Here is a 21,255-nt window from a genome sequence, read left to right on the forward strand (position 1 = left end):
CATGACTGATGTACGGATGCCCTCATTGGGCGAGAATGTAACCGAAGGTACGGTAGTTGCTATATTGGTAAAGTCAGGCGATACTATCCAACAGGGAGATAGTCTGCTGGAAGTTGAAACCGATAAGGTAAACTTTGACGTACCGGCCGAAGTAGCAGGTGTCATTGGCGAGGTACTGGTTCAGAAAGGTGCGAAAGTGCGTCCTGGTGATCGGGTTGTAACGGTAGCATCAGAACCGGTTGCTGCGGAACCGGTTGTCGGTGCACCATTAGCTATAGAAGAGGTGCCTGATTCCAAGCCTGCTGTGCCTGAACTAAAGCCGATTTTTGACGAGGATAGCCAATTGGAGGCCAACCATACCGGAACAACAAATGGAGCTCACAAAAAGCTGGAAGCGGTACGAATCATTGCCACACCCCTTGCTCGAAAGCTGGCCCGCGAACTGGACCTTGAGATTGCCGAAATCGGAAATAAAATAAACAAACGAGTCTCATTCAACGACGTCAAAACGTTTGCCCGTTCGAAACTACAGAACCGTACTACTAGCCCTGCTACCGCTTATGTCGCTACGCCACCGCTTCCGGATTTCGAAAAATATGGCGCTATCCGTCGGCAGGAAATGGCGGGTATTGCCGTGGCGACGAGTCGCAACATGGTGGTATCGGCCAGTACCATACCCCACGCATGGGTTTCGGAAAAAGTGGACATCACGGACCTTGAGGCCAGCCGTAAGAAACATAAACTCCAGGTGGAACAGGCGGGTGGTAATCTTACACTTACGGCGCTGATAGTGAGGGCCGTTACCCAGGCGTTAAAAGCCTTTCCGCTCATCAATGCGTCGGTAGATAGTCAAAAGAATGAACTGATTCTCAAAGACTACATTCATATCGGTGTGGCCGTTGATACCGATCGTGGCCTTTTAGTCCCCATCATTCGGGACTCGGATAAACAAACAGTCACGGATATTGCCATTGAATTATCGCGGCTTTCCCGGGCAGCCAGAGAACGGCGAACCAGGCTGGAAGATCTGGAAGGGGCAACCTTTACGATTTCCAATCTGGGTGGCATTGGTACGACGGGTATACACCCGCTCGTTAACTGGCCTCAGGTAGCTATTCTGGGTATTTCAGCCAGCGAACTGGAGCCGGTTTGGCTAGACAACCAGTTCAAACCCAGGCTACGCATGCCCATGACTTTGGGTTTTGATCATCGAGTGGTCAATGGAGCCGATGCTGCCCGGTTTCTGGTATACCTGAAAAAAGTGTTAGAGGACTCCTTTCTGTTACTCCTCTAAGTAGAAACGTGTCGGTTGTTTTTCACCAGAATAGAAAATTGAATCTACAATGCTCGTACATCTTAACGACCGCCTGGCAACTATGCTATGAGAAAATTGATAAATGTCCGAATGTTGGCTCACCTCCTGATAGTTGTTTGCTCACTAAGCTATCAGACAAATGCTCAGTCGAATGAAACCTGGACGGGCAATCAGGCTATCCAATGGTATACCAAAATGGAGTGGCTGAACGGGCTTGCTGCCAAACCTGGCGACGGAATCAATCCGGAAGAATTTGCTAAACGATATCATGCTAATCAGGCAGGGTGGGAAAAGGCCTTCGCCTTTTTGAAGAACACCGATTTTACCCGTTTGAGACCAGGGAAATATCCGATCGACGACGAGAATGTGTTTGCCACAATTTCGGAAGGACCACCCAGAGAGTTATCTAATTCGAAGTGGGAAGCACACCAAACCTTCAGCGACATTCATTTCGTGGTGAAGGGCAAAGAAAAAATCGGGATTATCCCAGTGCAGAAAATAAAGTTGAATGTGGCCCAGGAATACAATTCGGCGAGGGACATCGCTTTCTATACCACCGAGGAAGGTAAATTCTACGTCGCCGAGCCTGGCGTTTTTTACATCGTTACCCCGACGGAAGCGCATAATCCGAGTAACAAGGTTGACGGGTATGATGGGGTCAAGAAAGTGGTTGTTAAAGTCAGAATAACGCCTTAAAAGGATATTTGGGCCGATGGGTAGTGCTGCCCTCAGGGTTTTGAGCATCAGCCTATTGACCCTAAGTTAACACAAAGGCTAAAACTGGCAGTAGGTGGGCTAGTAGCTTGGCATGTTTTTTCAAGTGGTAAAGATAGGTTTAGATCACCAGGCTTCTCCCTTCCTTTGGGAGGGAGAACTTTTATGAGAAGCTAATTTTAGAAATTTCTAAAAAATGTGGATGACCTGTGGTTAAATCTACGGGCTTTAATGGGGTAGATATCAAGTAATGGATAAGAACGTGGTTGAACAGAACTATCAAAAGAAGCCGTCATCGGATGGGTCACCTGGGCTTTTTCGCCAATTAGTTCAGATCCCAGTCATCGTAGCGGCTTTGGGTTACTTTGTGGATATCTATGATTTATTATTATTCAGCATTGTTCGGGTGCAAAGCCTGAAGGATGTTGGCGTTAGCGATGCTGATATGTTACCCAAGGGAATTTATCTCATCAATATACAGATGGCGGGCCTGTTAGTGGGTGGAATTATCTGGGGTATTCTGGGTGACAAACGAGGCCGGTTATCGGTATTGTTTGGCTCTATTCTAATTTATTCCCTGGCCAATATTGCGAACGGATTTGTCACCTCGGTCGATCAGTATGCGTTGCTTCGCTTTATCGCGGGTGTTGGGCTGGCCGGGGAGCTGGGGGCAGGTATTACGCTGGTGGCTGAAATTCTTCCGAAAGAAATTCGAGGCTATGGGACGTCGTTGGTGGCATCGGTTGGGTTGTTGGGGGCGGTACTTGCTTATTTTATTGCCGATCTGTTTGCCTGGCGGATTGCCTACTTTATTGGTGGAGGGCTGGGATTGCTCCTCTTACTAATGCGTGTGAGTGTGTTTGAGTCAGGCATTTTTACCAACGCTAAAGATAGCGAAACGGTATCCAGAGGTAATTTTTTGCAATTATTTGCCAGCCGAAGCCAGTTCTTAAAATACCTCCGTTGCATTTTGATCGGACTTCCCGTCTGGTTTGTGATTGGTATCCTGATGACGTTCTCTCCTGAATTTGGGAAAGCCCTGGGGCTGAGCGAGCCGATTGTGGCCGGTAAAGCCGTCATGTGGGAGTACATTGGCCTTTCCATCGGTGATTTGTCGAGTGGGATTTTCAGTCAGTATTTGAGCAGCCGGAAACGCGTACTCGGATTATTTTTGCTGCTAACCACAATTCTGGTGGTTGTGTATTTGTACGTACCCTTCCAGTCGGCTGCTGGTTTTTATACCATATGCATGGGATTAGGTTTTGGCGTCGGCTACTGGGCTTTGTTTGTCACCATTGCTGCAGAGCAGTTTGGTACCAATCTCAGGGCAACGGTGGCTACGACGGTTCCCAACTTTGTGCGCGGCAGTATTAACCTGATGACTCCCTTATTTCTGCTGTTTAAGGATCAAATCGGGATCGTTAACGGGGCCGCTTTATTGGGGGCACTCACCCTTGCTGTAGCTTTCCTTGGTCTCTGGAAGATGGAAGAAACGTTTGGAAAAGACCTGAATTTTCTGGAGAAATAAACGTGAAAGCTCCAGCCCTAATCCGGATCAACTGCCATGACCTGGGTACAGAAAATCAACCCGTTACATAATCTGGTCCTGCCAATCTTGGTATTAATTACTCTAACTGTCTTGCAGTTAAACCGACAAGCACCTTTTCAGCCGTCTAAACCGGCCCGTCATTAATCTCCTTACATAGTATGTTTAAAATCCGTCCTCATCTGCAAGATCAATACCCTGACGTATATACGCCCGAAGTCCTTGCGGCCCTTACCGCGTTGGCTCCTTTCAACAAACGCATCAAAGAGGTGATGGATGCCCGGATGAAAAGACGAAGCACCCGGTATCAAACTCAAACCCAAATCAATTTTCTCGATCCGTCAACCACCATCCCAGGTACTTCCATCAATGTCCAGGATGCCCGCGATGGAAAGTTCGAAGGAGCGGTCATTCCTCCTGATCTTCAACGTCAGTGGATTCAGGGCACCGGACCGGCTGCCAAACCTAATGCTTCCATCGAAAACAGTATTCGGAATGTAGCCTATGCCCTGCTATCAGGTGCAGATGGCTGGATGTTCGATGGTGAAGATGCATTGGGGCAGGTTACGAGCATGTCGCTCGATAATCAGCGTAACCTCAAACTGGCTATTCATAAAGACCCCATTTTCCTGAAAGTGGCCGAGCAGGTGGCCAACGAAATGAACCGCTGGGCCGAATCCTTTCTGGGCCACCAAACCATTACCAATTGGCAGGAACAACTAACATTTACTACCAAAATTTTCCGGGCAAGAGGACTGCACCTGGATGATCGTCATATCCGCGATGCCGATGGAGTAGCCATGGCTGCGTCCATTGTTGATACTACGCTTTATGTGGTCAATAATTATCAGGCACTGCAACAGGCGGGCTCATCGATTGTACTCTATTTGCCCAAAATCCAGACTGCGGAGGAGGCTGGGGTTTGGAACGAATTGCTGAGCGCTCTTGAATCGCATCTGAACTTAATGGTGGGCACCATCAAGGTGTATGTGTTAGTCGAACAGTTAGAGGCCACTCACCAGTTAATGGAGATACGGGCAGTGCTGGGTAAACATTTTGTGGGTTACAACACGGGGCGCTGGGATTACATCAACAGTGTATCGGATGCAATGGCCTGGGATAAAGACTTCGTCAATCCCAATATCGAGTCCATTACCATGACCTATGGCTACATGCGCAATTACGAGGATCGGGTTCGTCGGGCAGTCAATACGCCGGACATTAATGGAAATTTTGCGTTATGGCAGGGGGGAATGGAACCTAATATACCAGTAGGTTCGGAAGCAGGTGTATCGGCCAGCATGGCTAAGGCAGTGGCAGGAGCGGAGCGAGAGCAACGGGAAGGGGCCAGTGGTAAGTGGGTGGCTCACTGGAAGATGGTTCACATCGTCCGTCCGGTTTGGGAAAAGGTAGGCGAAGCGAATCAATTGGGCCGCACATTTCCTCGCCTGAGTTATACGCAACAGGATGCAGATGCATTAATCCTGCTGGAACCGGCACCCAGGGACATTCGGGGAGCCCGGAATCTGCTGAGTGTGGCTCTCCAGTACGGTAATGCGTTTGGTCAGGGAATGCAGGCCGCTGCGCTCAAACCAGCCGATTTCTTTGGGAATGATGATATCCTGTACCTGATGGAAGATATGGCGACGGGTGAGATTCGGTTGAGCATTTTATGGGAATGGCTTCATAAGCAAGCGGTTTTGACAGAAGCTGATGAGGAAATGAACATCGAGGCAGGATCTGTTTTTTCGGAGTCACTATACAAAGCCTTACTAGAACAGGAGTATGATAAACTACTGAAAGCTACTAATAAAGATGTTTTCGAAACCTCAAAGACTACTACTCTTCCAATCGCCAGAGAGATAGCGAGTGACTATGTATTGAGTCAGGAAAAAGCCCCCTGGTTTATCGACTTGTTGAATATCAATCTGAACAATATGGATTTGGCGGAAGCTAAAGATCGTATTCAGTTCTTTATGTACAGCTTGATCAGAAATGGTAGACGAATTACTGAAAACGTGGACTTTTCACCTTCACTAATTTAATGGGTTGTCTTTCTGAAGGGAATAGACCTGACCTATTAACCATCTGGACTTCTAAAAAATAAATGTTCGTAACGGATTCATTATTAGGTTGGTAGTTTGAAAAAAAATCCACTATTTGAGTGGATTTTTTTTGCCTATAAAACAGCAACCGCTCCCGAAAGCTGTTGGAAGAAAAAGCCATGGGTTTTGGTTGCGGGCTCATGCCATTGGCAATGGGAGAGTAGTCGATGCCGATAGGTGCTTTCGTTACGGCCTGACCAGCCGCCGAAAGAGACCTTCACTCAAACGGGGTAGTAACTGGACAACTACCAGTTCAGTCCATCATGATCTAGTATACACGTTGAGCTACCTAAAAACTAGCTATACCTTTACCGGTATGCCAACGGCGGTACCGTTTCCTAAAAACGTTTTGATAAACAGGTGCTTATCCATAATTTGGCAAAGCAAGCCCTTAGGCTTTTGATAAGTTAGGAGGCTAAACTAACTTTTTCTAACTGTTATCTTACCGCTCACCCTGGCAGCCAATAAAATTACAGGTTCTCGTAGTGTACCCGCAGCCGGAAGGAAATTTACCTCATAGTCTCTTTGCTTTAAGGAATGGCAGGTAATGGCGTTTTTTTTAATCCCAGGCTGTTTCCCGGTGATAAGTCCGTGACGACTATTGACTAGTTAATAAAATCAGATCGTAGGTATGAAGCGTGATTGGCTCCCAGTTACACACCCACCCAACTTACCTTTTCACTATCATTCTTCTTTGTTCTTGATCTCAAATCCGGGTACTTATGAAAATTATCTGCTTTACCCTATTCAGCTGTTTTGTTTTTCTATCGCCCTCAGTAGCCCAGCCAGTAACATCGGTTGCCCGGTTACCAGTAACAGCCAAACGTCCAGTCACCGACACTTACTTTGGTAAGACGGTAGTCGATAACTACCGCTGGCTTGAAGATATGAACAGTCAGGAAACGAAAGATTGGTTTAAAAGTCAGGGCGACTATACCAACGCCGTGTTGAACCAAATTCCGGGTCGCGATAAGTTGATCCAGCAGTTCGTCGACTATGATAAGCTGCTGACTGTGCGCTATGGGGAGATCAAAAAAAGAGGCAATCGTTACTTCTACCGCAAGACCCTACCGAGCGAGAAAGCAGGGAAGCTCTATGTTCGGGAAGGAAAAACGGGTAAAGAAACGCTGCTCTTCGACCCACTGGCATACGGAAAAGGCAAGACGTACCTAATGACGGCCTTCACACCCGATTCCGACGGCAAAAAACTGGTGATCGGCCTTCAGGAAGGCGGAGCCGAACTGTCAACCGTCCGAACCATGGACGTGGTCACGAAGACCTTCGGGCCGGAGAGCATCACAGCTGTGTTTGGCGGTGAAGTAAGCTGGCTGCCCGACAACAACGGCTTTCTCTACACGCCTAACAACTCGATGGATACCAAAGATCCCCAGGGTAACCTCAATACAAAGGGACGACTGCACAAATTAGGTACCGATCCGACCAATAATCCAGACTTATTTTCAATTGAGAAAAACCCCGACTTCGGCATTAAGCCCGACCAGTACCCGATCATGTTTTACTCCGACGATCAAACCCAGGTGTATGGCTATCTGGGTACAGTTGATCGTCGCACTACAGCGTGGGTCGCCCCGGCTTCAGAAGTGGGCAAGTCGACCATTGGCTGGAAGCGGCTCTGTACTGTAACCGATAGCGTGACCAGCTTCATTAAACTGGGCGACCAACTGTTTCTGCAAAGTGTAAAAGGTGCACCGAATGGGCGAATTCTGGTAACCGACGCCACTAACCCCAACCCGGCAACGGCCACTGTGCTGTTACCAGAAAGCAAGCAGAACATTACCCGCATGGCCTCCTCGAAAGATTTTCTGTTTGTTATCCTGAGCGACGGCATCAACGAAAAAATACGACAGTATGACCCGCACACCAGGCAGTGGACCGACGTGCCCGTTCCGGGGACCGGTACGATGGGTATCGAATTCTATGATGCCCCACGGTCTAATGATGCGATAGTGTATTCAACCTCGTGGAACGATCCCGGCACCATCTATGACTACAACCCTGAGACGCGCAAACTGGTCACCAGTACGTTCCATGTACCCATGAATTATCCGGGCGTGGCTGATCTGGTGGTGGAGGAAGTCGAGATACCCAGCCACGACGGAACGATGGTACCGCTCTCTATTATTTATAAGAAAGGCCTGAAGCGCGATGGTAGCGCGGCCTGTCTGATGAATGGGTATGGAGCCTACGGCATGTCGGGAACGCCTTACTTCAGTCGCCGTAATTTAGCCCTGCTGAACCGGGGCGTAGTGCTGGCGGAAACCCACCCGCGGGGTGGCTCCGAGAAAGGGCAGGCCTGGTACAAGGCGGGTTACAAAACCACCAAGCCCAACACCTGGAAAGATTTTATCGCCAGTGGCGAATACCTCGTCAAGAACGGTTACACCAGCGCGGGCAAGCTCGTTGGCATGGGTACGTCGGCGGGCGGCATTCTGATTGGCCGGGCCATTACGGAGCGACCTGATCTGTTTGCCGCGGCTATCAGTAACGTAAGCTGCTCTAACGCGCTACGGATGGAAAACTCGCCCAATGGCCCCATCAACGCGGCCGAGTTCGGCACCGTCAACGATTCCACCGAGTGCATGGCGCTTTATGAGATGGATGCGTTCAACCATGTAAAGGAAGGCACCAGCTACCCGGCGGTGATCTGCGTGGGCGGCTGGAACGATCCACGCGTGATTGCATGGCAGCCAGGTAAACTAGCCGCTGCGCTTCAAAACGCCAGCACGTCGGGTAAGCCCGTCCTGATGCAGGTGAACTACGACAATGGCCACTTCACCGAGGATAAAACAGTGTCCTTCCGTAACTTCGCCAATATGTTTGCCTTCGGGCTTTGGCAGGCCGGGCATCCTGATTTCCAACCCATTAAGGAGGTTGTAAGGAAATGAGCAATGTCATGTTGATGAGGCAGCGCTGCGCTTAGAATTGATACGTAATTTTTGGTTCCTATTCGTCCCTGCATCTGCCTGGGACCACCACTTGGTGAGGATCCGCCCGAATCGGTGAAAGGCAAACGTGCTGGCTCCCGTGTCTATATGCGACTGGTTATCATTAGTAACTTTTGACTGTGTGCATGAGTGCCTGATCCAAACGGGAATGTTAACAGAAGCAACATGTATCGAAACTACATGAAGTAATTGACATCGGCTTAAGGGTTTATTCTGGAAAACCGGTAAACTGCCGTGTAGGGTACATCAACGGTCTCCGTGGCAGTAGTTGGTGGATTGGTGGGTGCTTTGCCGCCGGTAGTGGCTATTCGTTGAATATAATCCACCCCCTGAAAAATACCGGTAGGAGCGATACCCGATTTGGGCTTCAATAGCAACCAGTCAATAGTGTTCGGATCTTTGCTGGCCGATTTAGGAGGGTCATACGCCTGCCCTACAATCAGGGCGTTTACACCCGTTAATTGCCAGGAAGGACCGACGAAGTGGGTTCCTGCCTTCGTGTTGGTGGCATCATATAACTCGGCTTCTGGAGCAACAAAGACCCATTCATAGGTTATGGGATTACTGCCCGCCTTTTCACGAGCCTTATATTTTTGTACACCCTGCGCAAAATACGTGGCAACCCGGCCATTTCCGTGAGGGTTATTCGTCGGCAATTCTATTTCGGGCGGAATGATGGCTTGTTCGCTGGCTGCGATGTGTTGAGCTGGTGTAGGGCTGCTGGGATCTAGATGGTCTGTGCAGGAGAGCATCGTGATTGCCAGAAAAATACCTATACCGAAAAAGCGCCAAAGGAGCTTGGTATTAATCATTTTCTTAATGTGTTGTGTTAAACTAAAGAGGTAGCTGTGTAGTGCTAAGTGCGGATGTCGGTGGTTGGCCGTTTACCGGATAACAGCAACGGTCGCTCGGTTGGCACAATTAGGAGGAGGTAATAGCTAAGCAATGGTGCTTGCACCATTGCTTAGCTATTAAATCAACGCTTTACGGTCACCTGTAAGTAGGTAGCCGGAATAGAGGTCGTATTTTCAGAAGCACTTTGATTCTGGCTGGCAAACAAGTCCTCCAGTTCCCGTTGCAGTTCCTGTGCTTTTCCATTCCTTTCGGCAGCTGCAAACGCGTTCATAGTGGGGCCATAGTAGTTCTTGAAACGCGCTAAGAATTCAGAAGTGGCAATTGGTGCCTGGAAGGTATACGTAGCCCGTTCAAAGGAGATATTCTCTTTAGGCACACCAGCTTGGCCGAACCGTTCGATCACCTGGCTCTCCACACCCCACAACATAGGACTGATGAAACCCTCTGGCGGGGCAGGCGTGTAGGCTGAACTGATACGCAATATCTGGGCAACCAGTGTGGGGTCGCCCGGAATCCAGTTACCCATCACAATGCGACCGCCCGGACGGGTTACCCGCACCATTTCCTTAGCTACCTCCTCAGGTTTGGGCGCAAACATAGCCCCAAAGATGCTGATCACCAGGTCGAACGTTTGGTCGTTCAACTGGCTCAGATTGGTAGCGTCCCCGTGCTGGAACGTACAATTGAGAAGACCTTCACTTTGGGCCCGTTTGTTACCGGCTTCCACCAGATTCCTGGCGATATCAACGCCTGTCACATTGGCTCCTGATTTGGCGGCCGGTATGGCGGTGGTGCCATCGCCACAGCCCAGGTCAAGGACATTCAGCCCTTTCGTGATGTCAAGTTTGGCGATTAAAGCGGCACCGCTTTCGCGCATTGTTTCGGCCAGGCGCGTGAAGTCGCCTTTTTCCCATAATTCCTGATTTGGATTCATCTTTTTGTTGTTTTGAAAATGGATGGTTAAAATTTTTGCTTCTGATTTTTCTGAATAAAATAAGGGGTCTGCTTGCGCGGGGTAATTGGATTACTTCTTGAATTTCAGTATATTAGCAATGTTGTGCGCGATTTTCTTACCATACGGCTGGCTCACATCACAGGTTTTGCGGTAATGGATACCTGCATACACCCGCGAGTCGCCAGCCTCAATAGCTGCTTCTTCAAAAGAGTTGTAAGAGCGCGGTTTGACGTTTACTAAGTGATACGGTGTATCAAGGTATTTGTAATTTGTGCCAAACAGTAGGGTCAGCGTTTGAGCTGCTGCCGCTGACATGACGCTGTGGCCCGATGGATATTCGGGGTGGGCGGGTGTCGGAATCACCGTATTCCAGGTGGGCTGATTCATCACCGTGCGGATGTAAGTGATTGGCCGAATGGCGTTATAGCGATACTTCTCTTTTAAGAGACTGATGGCAGCATCTGACATAGCAATGCCTACCTGGGCAAAGGCAACGGCAGCAACCCCCATGCCTGGCTTTTCAATGGCCAGTACCTGATTCAGAATATCAAACCAGGAGTTATCGGCCCAAAACAGGGCAATCGTTTTTTGCTCCGCGGTCAGGCTATGCGATATGTCATAGAGTTCCTTTGCCTGGGCATAGTAGGCCGAAGCGGGATCTTCCGAATAGGGTGTTGGTGGACCTTGCTCGGCCCCTATATCACTACCCTTGACAAAGAGCCGATTTTTACCCCAGTTGGTTAAAACCGCCGGGGCAAAGGCCGGTGGGGTCGGCACCCATAAACCCAGACCTACGGGCGGTGTGTAGGGGGTTGTATTATCATTGCCATCACTCTTCGACCACTCGAAAATGACCGTAGCGATTTGTCTACCAAACTCGGCCGACCGATTCAACTCCTCGGCGGTTGACTCTTTTAGGTAGAGCACCGTATTAGCCGCTTCTAAGGAGTCAATCGAGGCTTTGCTGGTAGCAGTTGCTGTGGGGTACAGATTACGATTCATAGTGGCTAAGGCCGCGTTGGCACAGGCGGGCCAGTAATAGTTCACCTTGGGGGTAACAGCGGGTAAGGGCGGCAGACCGTTGAGTTGGGGAGCAAGGCTCTGGTAACCCACCATGCCCGGTACGATGGATTCATAGAGTGCAATACCTGCATAAGTAAACCGCCGGGCTACCACAGGTGGCGAAGCAGGCATAGTCAGGCTGATGTTAAGCTGCATGGTTAGCCAAGAGGTAACTACGTCGGCGGAATATGTGGGCGTACTGGGCGTTGTTGGCGTTTGATGATCCTGGCATGAAGTGATAAGCAGGGCGCAAACCATTAAAAGGACGGAAGGCAGGATTATGTGCCTGATAAAGAGGGATGAGTTCATCGAACCTGTTGTTTTTGGTTAAAAAAAGGCAGCCGCATCGGATAAATACGGTCGTGCCGGGAAAGCTGAACTAAACCCGGCACGACCGGCATACGGCAGCGGGATGAGCATTAGAAACCGATCTTGTTCAGCCGAAAGGTGACCAGCAACTGGGTGTATGCCGGAACAGCCATCCCGGCGCGGTGTGCCGGAAACCAGGCGGGCATGTTCGAAATCAAGTCGTAGACAGCTTTGTCCAGGATGGCTCCCTTCGACTGCACCACCTTAATGTTGGTGAGTTTTCCGGTTGGCTGCACTTTGAATCGAACCTGTACTGTGCCTTGCAGGCCAATTTGTCGCGCTGCTTCCGGATACAGATCGGCGTTATCAAAATAGGCTCCTAACGCCTTCGATCCACCCGGAAAGGAGGGGTCATTAGTCAGCAGAACCAACTCGTCGGCGAGTTGCACTGGTCGGAGCGTAGGAGTAGTATCCGAAACCATCTCCGGGCCATTAGGAGAAGTAGAACCCAAAGTGGGCAGAAACGGCGCTACAGTCAGTAAACCGATTGCCGAAAAGTAAGCGAACGTCCATGTGATTCGTTTCATGGTAAAAGAGGAAATTGTTTTAAGTTGACCATTAGTTATTTGTCGCTGCAAAATTCCGCACTCGTCGCGTCGAAAAAATCACCGAAATCCGTGGTTTTTTGTCACTGATTTCGGTGATTTTCGGGATAAACGGCCCGCCTGCTTACCAAAATCGCGGGGCAAAACCAGAAATGCGTAGCAGTATTGTTCGTCGGTAGCCGCTACGCGGTTCCTATCATTAGTGTCGTTATGCTTCCTTTTTGACAGGCTTGAGGATCTACACACATTTATGCATGACCGTTGAGTAAGCCATAATCGATACCTGTATTTTAATAAAAAAAGAAGGCTATTTTTGATCTGTAAATCAACTGGTTATAGGTGAATCGTACTTGTTACGATGCCTTTTATAATCACTGGTTTAGGGGCTTGTTAGTATAAATGATCGTTCATGCCTGGTCGCGCCTAGACCTGACTCACTTAGTGTCCACTATGAAACCTTTCCTTACCCTGATGCTGCTGATGGGTTGGCTGGCCATTAGCGGTTCGCTACAGGCGCAGAGCTATGACACGCCCCCGTTTAATTTCGACCGTAGCACAGACGGAGTCTATGTGGACAGCCTCCTGCATGCTACCCGTGTTCGGCTGGCGGGCCTCGACCGGCTGCGTCCAACACCCACCGTCGACACCGCCCGTATGGAATACCTGCATTTCTTAGGGTATGTCCATTATAGCGGCAGGGCCAATCGCGACAGCGTCCTCGTCGTCGCCAATCACCTGCTTCGGCTCGCCGTGCGGAAAAAGAATGTCAAATTCCAGATCAAGGCATTGTTGCAGATTGAACGATACTACCGAGAGGTGGCAAGCAATTATCCCCAGGCGATTCAGGTCAATTACGACCTATTGTCGCTCGTTGAAACGGGCCCTGATAAATTCGACCTCTATTTCTGGCGGATTTACCGCAACCTTGGCCACATCAGCAACATGATCGGTGAGTACGGTGAGGCCGTGACGTATCTACAGAAAAGTATTGCCTGGTTTGGCCGTGACAAAAAAATTGATCCGATCCACTTGTCGGACCTCCACCGGTCGTTAGCCAGTGCCTACAAGGGCCAGCAGCAGATAAATAAGGCCGAAGCCCATTTCTTACTGGCATGGAACCTGCTGAACCAGCAACCCAGCGTGCCGGTCTCCAATAAAGCGTTTCTGACAAATGCCATTGGACAGGTATACAACAGCCAGCAGAAATTTACGCAGGCGATTCAGTACCTGACCCAATCTGTTGCATATTGGGGCCAACTCAATGCTCCGCTACCCCAGGCCGATGCATTGGCCGATTTGTCTCTTGCCTACCTCGGCTTATGCCGATATTCCGAAGCAATTGCGGCTGCTCAGGACGCCTTAGTGAAAAACCAGAAAGTTTACGCTCCCAGGTTGACAGCCTATTCAGTGCTCGTAAGCGCTTATGAGCAGCAACAGGACTGGAAGAGCGCATTTATGTACCAGCGGCTTTACGAGGCTACAAAGTCCGAAGCGCAACAGGCGATCAACCAGACCGAAAGTCTGCGCACCAAGGCTAAGTTCGACCGAGATCGGCTCGAAACGGCTTACAGGCAGGAACGGCTGTTGCAGCAACAACGCTACCAGAACCTGGCAAAACAGGCCGAAATCGACCGGCTCAGCAGCTCATTCAAAACAAACGAATTACGACGGCTGGCGCAGACAAACGCGTTGAAAAACCAGCTCGAGCGACAGCAATTGACGGCTGGAGCGGCCCAGAAACAGGCGCTTCAGCAAGCGACCATCAAGCAGCTAAAAATTGATCAACAGGCCACCGAACGTATCCTGTTACTGGTTGGAATAGTGCTTAGTAGCGTTGTGGGACTGCTGCTATTGTATTATAGCTTTAAACTCCGCCGGACGAACGTTGCCCTGCGCGCCAAAAACAGCGAGATTCAACTGGCCCTGATTAAAGGTCAGACGCTGGAGCGCAAACGTGTGGCTACCGAGCTTCACGACCGGGTGAGTAGTTTGCTTGGAGCCACCAAAATGACCTTCCAGACGATCGATTCAGCTGTACTGCCCCCCCGCGACAAGAAGCTCTACGAAAACAGTTTAGACCTGCTTACCGATGCCGCCACACAGGTGCGAGAGTTGTCGCACAATCTTATTCCCGACCAGTTACTCCAGCAGGATTTGTCCGTGTCGCTCATGGGGTTAGTTAAAAAACTGAATCAGGTGGGGAAAACCGAGTTTATGCTGAACGGTGAATCCTTCGACAAACGGCCGCTTACGCAGGAAGTAAAGTTTAATCTGTACGTGATCTGCCTGGAGCTTTGTACGAACATTCTTCGTCATGCAAATGCGCAAATGGCTCATATTGAGTTGGTTTGGCAGGACACAAGTGTAGTGATACACGTGTCGGACGACGGCGTTGGACTGAACGATACGCTTCAGGATGGCTTCGGATTGGCCAATATTCGGGAGCGGGCTGAAACGATTGGTGCCCAATTCCGGATGGAATCAGACCAGAGGGGTGGGACGAAGGCCAGTATTCTGCTGCCGTAAACTACCTGGAAAATGCCCGGCTAAGCGACCGTTTCATCAGGCCCAGCGAGGTTGTCACCCCTAATTTCTGATATATCCGTTTTCGGTGCGTCTCCACGGTATTAAACGAAATAAAGAGTCGCTCGGCAATCTGATTGCTGGATAACTCATCTAAAATCAGACTGACAATTTGCGTTTCCCGGTCCGTAAGCAAATCGTCCATCGACGAAGCCGATGGCATTTCCTGCATGGCGAAAACGCGACTGTCCATATACTGACGACCGGCCGCTACGGCCAGAATCGCATCGAAGAGTTCGGCTTTATCGGCGGTCTTTGTCACATACCCACTGGCTCCGGCCTGCTTCACCTGACGAATCATCCCTACATCATCGGAGCCAGACAATACCAGAATCGCTACATTCCGATACTTAGCTTTCACTGAGGAGACCAGTTTAAGTATGTTCAGGTTGGGCATGAGCATGTCCGTTACAAGCACATTGACAACCTGGCCGTTTAGGTGGTTTTGCTCCAAAATATGAAATAGATCCGATTCATACTGGGCCGTACCGACAACCCGAAAACGGTCGGATGTAGCCAGCAGGTTCGCAAAGCTTTCCAGCACGACCTGATGATCATCAACGAGGACGATATTGTACATGAAGACAGAGCCTGATTAGTGCAAATTTTTACGCAAGAGTCGGTTATTTAGTTAAACATTCGTCTACTTTTTGAGTGAACGGTTACATTATGCGGCCTGGTCCTACAACTACCTCCCTTTTTGCAGCGCTAATGCACCCGTATGTTAAAAACTGAATTTGATAGACAGCAAATTATCAGGTGGGAGTCGGACGTTTAACTGAACGATTTTTGAGCTTGAAAGGCATTTTATGAGGATAGATTTATTTTTATAGACTGCTTCATGTCCCTGCACATCAGGATAAACCCATCCAGATCTTCTGGTTTATCCATACTTTATAAATTATCAATACACAAATTAAAGGCATGTTAAAATCGTATCGCCTTCTGATCCGAAACTAGTGGCATCTTGGCTTATATCGCTGTCTATTTGCATTATTGAAATAATAGTTTTGCCATATGGGGTAAAATTAACATCTCTTCTTTGCGAATTTTCAAAAACAAACCAGTTCCAAAGCTGAGTGCGATATGCGTATCCCTCAAAATGCAGTACGTGTTTTCTCCTAAATCAATTTTACTATGAATAGTAACCTCTACCTAGCAAGGTTCCTGTTTCGACTTATTGACCGAAGCACGTACCTATTGCTCATTGTCTTTCTGCATACGAATGTAGTAACTGCCCGTTCCCTCCCTTCAGAACCAAACACCCTAGCCAGTGAAGTTGTGAAAATAAATATTTCTAGTGGTGCTCATAATCAGGATATTGGCGTTAAAGGGAAAGTTTCGGATGCCAAAGGAGATCCGCTGACGGGTGTTAGTGTCGTCATAAAAGGATCAACTATCGGTACGATTACGGATGCAAGTGGCAATTATGCGATCAGTGTACCAGACGGGAACGTAACGCTGGTCTTCTCCTTTATTGGCTTCACCGCGCGGGAAATTCCAGTCAATAACCAGTCGATTTTAAACGTAGTACTGTCCGATGATGCCAAGGCGTTGGAGGAGGTCGTCGTAACGGGCTATTCGTCGCAGCGGAAGAAAGATATTACAGGTTCAGTTGCCATTGTTAAAGTAAGCGATCTCCAGTCGTTGCCCGCGTCGACGGCTGAAAATCAGCTACAGGGACGAGCCGCCGGGGTAACCGTAATTAGTAACAATCAGCCGGGAAGTGTATCGACCGTCAGGATTCGGGGCTTTGCTTCATTTACCGGTAACGATCCTTTATACATTGTAGATGGCGTTCCGACAGGTTCGTTGCTAGGTATTAACCCCAGTGATGTTGAGTCGATGCAGGTGTTGAAAGACGCAGCTTCGGCCTCTATTTATGGCGCTCGTGCTTCGAATGGCGTCATTGTTGTCACAACGAAAAAAGGAAAAACAGGCAATGCAAAAGTGGCTTACGACGTATCGTATGGCATTCAGGACCCCGGCAAAGGGTGGACCAACATGCTGAATCCACAGGAGTATGCTGACCTGACATGGTTGGCGCTGAAGAACTCCGGACAGCCTCAGCAAAGTGTTCAGTATGGCAAAGGCGCAACGCCCGTATTGCCCGATTATCTGCTTGCGGGTACGGCATCCGGGCTAAAAGAAGGCGATCCGGCAACAAATCCAGCCTTATATAATTTAAGCTACGCCAATTTAGCCGATGCGAATTATGCGCCTTATTTAATTGTCAAAGCCAATAAGCAGGGGACGAACTGGTGGAAAGAAATAACGCGTAATGCGCCAATTACCAATCACAATCTCACCGTTTCGGGTGGTGCACCCGACAAGAGCCGGTACTTGTTCAGCCTCAATTATTTCAACCAGGATGGTATTGTCATCGAGAATTTTTACAAGCGTTATTCGGCCCGTATCAATACGGAGTTTACACTAAAAAAGAACATCCGAATCGGCCAAAATCTACAGGTTTATACGTCACAGGCCAATACGGCAGCTAATAATACCGAAGCCAGTGAATTGGCGCTGGCACGCTATATTTTGCCCATTGTGCCGCTCTACACGATTCGGGAAGGGGATTTCGCTGGAACAAAAGGAAACGGATTGGGAACGGCCGATAACCCGGTAGCCGTTCGGGAACGTACCAAAAATAATCGAGCCAATACGTTCGGCATTTTTGGGAACATGTACCTGGAAGTTGACTTCCTGAAGCACTTTACGGCACGCACCAGCTTTGGCGGCAATTACGGCACGAATGATTACACCAACTACCCAACGATTGAATACGAGGGAGCCGAAAACAACCGGAACCCGACACTTGCCGTTGGCTTTTTCAAAAATCGGTCGTGGACCTGGACAAACCAGCTAACCTATAAAAACACATTTGGTGATCACAGCCTGCAGGTATTGGCAGGTACCGAAGCGGTAGACGATGCGGGCAATCGCATTGAAGGGTCGCGAAGTAATTATTTCCTGTATACCAACATGAATGCCATTACGCTCAGTTCGGGCACATCTAACCAGTTGGTGAGCGGCTTCCCCAATACGCCAGCGTCATTATTCTCCTTATTCGGCAAGGTCGATTACGAGTTCAAAAGCAAATACCTCGCCAGTGTCATTGTCCGGCGAGACGGCTCTTCCCGCTTTGGGGTTGATAATCGGTACGCTGTTTTTCCGGCGGGTTCGTTAGGCTGGCGTATTTCTGAGGAAGCGTTTCTGAAAAACGTAACCTGGCTAACTGATTTGAAACTGCGCGGGAGTTATGGTCTGATGGGTAACCAACGGATCGATCCGGCTAATCAATACACACAGTTTTCTACGAGCAAAGGGGCTGCTTCCTACGACATTGGCGGAACGAGTACGACTCCTCAATCGGGTTATTACTTATCCTTTATTGGCAACAGCGCGGGTAAATGGGAAACCAACGTTTCGACCAATGTGGGCTTCGACGCTACGCTTTTCGGTGGTAAAACAGACATCTCGTTTGACTGGTACCAGAAGAAAACCAATAACCTCTTATACACCGTTGAGCAGTTGGCCACAGCGGGTGGTATTGCCTCCCAAAATCCGCCTTTTTTCAACGTAGGCAGCATGAAAAATACAGGTATTGATCTGGCCATTTCGCAACGGGCAAACCTCCGGAAAGTAAAGCTCGACGCTACGTTGACGCTCACTACGTATAAAAATGAAATCACGAAAATTGCCGATGGCATTTCGTATTTTGATTACAACAGTCCGCTGAATGAACAGAACCGGATTGGTGGTGTCTTTACGAGAAATGCGGTCGGCCACCCGATCAACGCATACTTTGGCTACGACGTAATTGGGTTGTTTCAAAGCGCGGATGACGTAGCCAAATCGCCTACTCAACAGAGTGCAGCCCCTGGCCGGTTTAAATATCGGGACGCCAATGGCGATGGGAAAATCGACACTGATGATCGGGTCTTCTTCGGTAATCCGAACCCTAAGTTCACATATGGCTTAAACCTAAACCTGGCCTACAAAGGATTTGATCTGGCTGGTTTCTTCTATGGCGTTCAGGGCCGCGATGCTATTAACTATGCCCGATTCACAACGGATTTTTATTCGCAGGGGATCACCAATAAAAGCAAAGATGCACTGTACAATTCCTGGCGGCCCGACAATGTGGGCGCAAAAGTGCCAATCCAGGAAACGGTAGGGAATTTCAGTACAAACGCGATTCCAAATTCCTACTACAAAGAAGACGCATCCTATCTACGGCTGAAAAATGTAAGCCTCGGCTATACGCTCCCGACGCATTTATTAAATCAGATTGGGATTGACCGGCTACGAGTTTATATACAAGCCACAAACCTATTCACCATTACGCGCTACACTGGCCTGGATCCGGAAATTATCAGCACCGACGATCGGGCTGCGGGCATCGACGCAGGCGCCTATCCAGCCGTCAAGCAATACCTCGTTGGGGCTAGTATCAACTTTTAATTACTTACTCATATGCGCAAGTTACTATACCCCTTTATCATTAGCTGTCTGGGAGTCGGTGGATTAATTAGCTGTGACAAATCCTATTTGGATAAAAGTACATATGGTACGCTCGATGCCGCATCGCTGGCGAATAAGAACGGACTTGAATCGCTGCTCATTGGGTCTTATTCCATGCTGGATGGCTACAGTGTCGGTACTACAACGCTTGGTTCCTGGTCAAGTGCGGCCTCCAACTGGGTTTATGGCAGTATAGCAGGCGGAGATGCTCATAAAGGCAGCACTGGCACCGATCAGCCAGAAATCAATGCAATAGAAGCCTATATACCGATTCCGACAAACGGGTTTTTTAGTGATAAATGGAAGGTCGTTTACGAAGGCGTCACGAGAGCCAATATTGTGTTGAAAACAATGCCCGGTGCAACGGATATATCGGCAGCAGACCGCAAGCGAATCGAAGGAGAAGCCCGGTTTTTACGCGCCCATTATCATTTTGAAGCGAAAAAAATGTGGAATTTAGTCCCGTTTATCGATGAAACAATGACCGATTTTCAAGTCCCTAACGTCAAGGTAAACGTAGCAAATGACCAGAATATCTGGCCTAGAATACAGGCTGATCTACAATTCGCTTACGACAATTTGCCTGAATTACAGGGTGCTATCGGTCGGGCAAACAAGTGGTCGGCAGGGGCCATGCTGGGCAAGTGCCTGCTATTTCAGAAAAAATATGCTGAAGCCAAAGTTGTGCTGGAGCAGGTTTACCAACGGGGCGTAAATCCGTCTGGGGTTAAATACGGCCTGCTTGATAAGTATCAGGATAATTTTAACGCAGCGACAAAAAATTCCAGGGAGTCCATATTTGCGTCTCAGAGTTCGGTCAACGATGGAGCCTCGGCGGCTAATGCCAACTATGGAGATGTATTGAATGCGCCCTACGGTGGCCCATTCGATTGCTGTGGCTTCTTTCAACCTTCACAGGATCTGGTTAATTCGTATAAAGTCAGTGCGACCGGGTTGCCCGATTTCGATACGTATAATACCAATCCGGTCACCAGCGATGAAGGAATTGCGATCACCGATCCGTTTACACCCTATTCGGGTACTGTGGACTCACGGTTAGACTGGACCGTCGGTCGGCGAGGCATTCCTTTTCTGGATTACGGCCCGCATCAAGGCATTAGCTGGCAGCGCGACCAGGCATATGGTGGGCCTTATAACACGAAAAAGAATGTTTATTACAAATCCCAAAAAGGAACACTGACAGATGGTTCGTTCTGGGCGAGTACCGTTACGGCTATTAATACCAACCTGATCCGTTTTGCCGATGTCATACTATGGTTGGCCGAATGTGAAGCAGAAGGGGGCGATTTAACCAAAGCCCGCGCCTATGTCAATGAAGTACGGGCCCGAGCTGCCAAGTCAAGCAGTTGGGTCATGAAAGACGGCACCAATTCGCCCGCGGCCAATTATAAAGTTGGTTTATACGAACAAGCCTGGCCTGATCAGGCTACAGCACGAAAAGCGGTTCATTTTGAACGAAAACTTGAGCTGGGTATGGAAGGACATCGCTTTTTCGATCTGGTACGTTGGGGTGAGGCCGAATCTACACTGACGAAATATCTACAATATGAAAGCACGTTACGTACCTACCTCGTTGGTGTAAAATTCACTGCTGGAAAGAACGAATATTTTCCCATCCCGCAGCGCCAGATCGACTTGAGCAACAACGTACTGAAACAGAATACCGGGTATTGATCAGGATGCCGGTTAAAC

Annotated in this window: 13 protein-coding genes; 8 read left to right on the forward strand and 5 right to left on the reverse strand. The window is 49.0% G+C overall.

What is annotated here, in order from left to right; all coding sequences use genetic code 11:
- Position 1 precedes the first annotated feature (1 nt).
- From GJR95_RS36300 to GJR95_RS36320, 5 genes are all read left to right on the forward strand, one after another.
- Positions 2-1,294, forward strand: coding sequence for a 2-oxo acid dehydrogenase subunit E2 (locus GJR95_RS36300; protein ID WP_162390515.1), 1,293 nt, complete (start codon positions 2-4; stop codon positions 1,292-1,294).
- Positions 1,295-1,381: 87 nt separating this feature from the next.
- Positions 1,382-2,011: a YhcH/YjgK/YiaL family protein gene (locus GJR95_RS36305; RefSeq protein WP_232540973.1), complete on the forward strand. Its 630-nt coding sequence runs from the start codon at positions 1,382-1,384 to the stop codon at positions 2,009-2,011.
- 268 nt (positions 2,012-2,279) lie between these two features.
- Positions 2,280-3,557: an MFS transporter gene (locus GJR95_RS36310; RefSeq protein WP_162390516.1), complete on the forward strand. Its 1,278-nt coding sequence runs from the start codon at positions 2,280-2,282 to the stop codon at positions 3,555-3,557.
- Between the two features lie 179 nt (positions 3,558-3,736).
- Positions 3,737-5,620 (forward strand): aldolase/citrate lyase/malate synthase family protein, encoded by a 1,884-nt coding sequence (locus GJR95_RS36315; protein WP_162390517.1) that lies wholly within the window; start codon positions 3,737-3,739, stop codon positions 5,618-5,620.
- Between the two features lie 782 nt (positions 5,621-6,402).
- Positions 6,403-8,586: a prolyl oligopeptidase family serine peptidase gene (locus GJR95_RS36320; RefSeq protein WP_162390518.1), complete on the forward strand. Its 2,184-nt coding sequence runs from the start codon at positions 6,403-6,405 to the stop codon at positions 8,584-8,586.
- Positions 8,587-8,846: 260 nt separating this feature from the next.
- Here the strand turns inward: GJR95_RS36320 and GJR95_RS36325 are convergent, their stop codons facing one another.
- From GJR95_RS36325 to GJR95_RS36340, 4 genes are all read right to left on the reverse strand, one after another.
- Complete coding sequence (locus tag GJR95_RS36325) at positions 8,847-9,458, reverse strand: DUF3455 domain-containing protein (RefSeq protein ID WP_162390519.1); 612 nt, start codon at positions 9,456-9,458, stop codon at positions 8,847-8,849.
- Between the two features lie 164 nt (positions 9,459-9,622).
- Positions 9,623-10,435, reverse strand: coding sequence for a class I SAM-dependent methyltransferase (locus GJR95_RS36330; protein WP_162390520.1), 813 nt, complete (start codon positions 10,433-10,435; stop codon positions 9,623-9,625).
- A gap of 90 nt (positions 10,436-10,525) precedes the next feature.
- Positions 10,526-11,674 (reverse strand): vanadium-dependent haloperoxidase, encoded by a 1,149-nt coding sequence (locus tag GJR95_RS36335; protein WP_232540974.1) that lies wholly within the window; start codon positions 11,672-11,674, stop codon positions 10,526-10,528.
- 263 nt (positions 11,675-11,937) lie between these two features.
- Positions 11,938-12,414, reverse strand: coding sequence for an energy transducer TonB (locus tag GJR95_RS36340; protein WP_162390521.1), 477 nt, complete (start codon positions 12,412-12,414; stop codon positions 11,938-11,940).
- A gap of 468 nt (positions 12,415-12,882) precedes the next feature.
- On the opposite strand from GJR95_RS36340, the gene GJR95_RS36345 reads away from it, so the two are divergent.
- Complete coding sequence (locus tag GJR95_RS36345) at positions 12,883-14,958, forward strand: tetratricopeptide repeat-containing sensor histidine kinase (RefSeq protein WP_162390522.1); 2,076 nt, start codon at positions 12,883-12,885, stop codon at positions 14,956-14,958.
- A gap of 1 nt (position 14,959) precedes the next feature.
- Here GJR95_RS36345 and GJR95_RS36350 read toward each other — a convergent pair whose 3' ends face one another.
- The gene (locus GJR95_RS36350) at positions 14,960-15,595 is read right to left on the reverse strand and encodes a response regulator (protein ID WP_162390523.1); all 636 of its coding nucleotides are present in this window, start codon (positions 15,593-15,595) and stop codon (positions 14,960-14,962) included.
- Positions 15,596-16,152: 557 nt separating this feature from the next.
- Between GJR95_RS36350 and GJR95_RS36355 the strand changes: the two genes are divergently transcribed.
- Positions 16,153-19,482 (forward strand): SusC/RagA family TonB-linked outer membrane protein, encoded by a 3,330-nt coding sequence (locus tag GJR95_RS36355; RefSeq protein WP_162390524.1) that lies wholly within the window; start codon positions 16,153-16,155, stop codon positions 19,480-19,482.
- A 12-nt stretch (positions 19,483-19,494) separates the two neighbouring features.
- Positions 19,495-21,237: a RagB/SusD family nutrient uptake outer membrane protein gene (locus tag GJR95_RS36360; RefSeq protein WP_162390525.1), complete on the forward strand. Its 1,743-nt coding sequence runs from the start codon at positions 19,495-19,497 to the stop codon at positions 21,235-21,237.
- Positions 21,238-21,255 lie beyond the last annotated feature (18 nt).

It is taken from the genome of Spirosoma endbachense (genome assembly GCF_010233585.1).
GTDB classification, from domain to species: Bacteria; Bacteroidota; Bacteroidia; order Cytophagales; family Spirosomataceae; genus Spirosoma; species Spirosoma endbachense.